This is a genomic window from Sphingomonas sp. S-NIH.Pt15_0812, assembly GCF_003951315.1.
Taxonomy (GTDB): Bacteria; Pseudomonadota; Alphaproteobacteria; order Sphingomonadales; family Sphingomonadaceae; genus Sphingomonas.
The window spans coordinates 1-912 of the sequence record NZ_QLJH01000095.1 but is presented as its reverse complement, the minus strand read 5'-3'; the positions used below and the strand labels follow the sequence as shown (position 1 = coordinate 912).

1 protein-coding gene and 1 pseudogene are annotated in these 912 nt (G+C 72.4%); both read left to right on the top strand.

Features of this window, described 5'->3' with window-relative positions; all coding sequences use genetic code 11:
* Nucleotides 1-366 (top strand): annotated as a pseudogene (locus tag BRX43_RS20045) (DUF448 domain-containing protein); the annotation flags it as partial.
* On the top strand, nt 363-912 hold a 550-nt coding region (locus tag BRX43_RS20040; protein ID WP_206433312.1), incomplete at its 3' end, for an IF-2-associated domain-containing protein. The pseudogene BRX43_RS20045 and the gene BRX43_RS20040, both read left to right, overlap by 4 nt.

Genomic DNA, 912 nt, shown 5'->3' with positions numbered 1-912 from the left:
ACGGCGGCGCGATCCGGCCAGCTTCGGGCGCTCTATCACGCCGCCGATGCGCGCGAGGACGGGCGGCGCAAGCTGGCCCAGGCCTGGCGCGTGGGCAGCGATCGTGAAGGTTCCGATCTGAAGGGGTTGGCACTACCGGTTGAACGCACCATATTGTCGTTGGCGCTGGGCCGCGAAAATGTGGTACACATCGCCCTGACCGACCGGCACGCAGCAAAGCGGGTGAGCGAAGCGCTCGACCGATGGCTGCATTTCATCGGATCCGAATCCTTATCGGCCCCTTGCGGAACGGCCCCGCAAGGCGCATCGGCGCCCGGTTCAGACCCGGCGTCTCCGGCCGTAGACGTACGCGAGGAATTTGAGTGAGCGAAACCGACAACGACAAGCCGAAGCTGGGCATGCGCGCGCCGCTGGGACTTCGCCGCACGGTGGAGACCGGCAAGGTGAAGCAGAGCTTCAGCCACGGCCGCTCGAACACGGTGATCGTCGAGACCAAGAAGGCGCGGACGTTCCGTCGCCCCGGTGAAGCCGCGCCTGCGGGCGAAGCGGGAACGCCGGTCCCGGCCGCCGAGGCAGAAATCGCGGTCCCGACGCCGGCGGCACCGCCTGCGCCGGCACCGCGCCCGGCACCCGCCAACGAGACGGCGCAGGAGCGCCAGGCGCGTCTGCTGCGCGAAGCCGACGAGCAGCGGATGCAAGCGCTGGAAGACGCGCGCCGTCGCGAGGACCAGGAGCGCGCCCGCGCCGCCGAGGAGGAGCGCCAGCGCGCCGCCGAGCGCGCGCAGGCCGCGGCGGAGGCTGCCGCCAAGGCGGCCGAGCCCGCGCCGGCTCCTGCCCCGACGCCCGCACCGGCACCGGAACCGACCCCCGCACCCGAACCGGTTGCACCCCAGGTCGTGGCCGCGCCGCCGG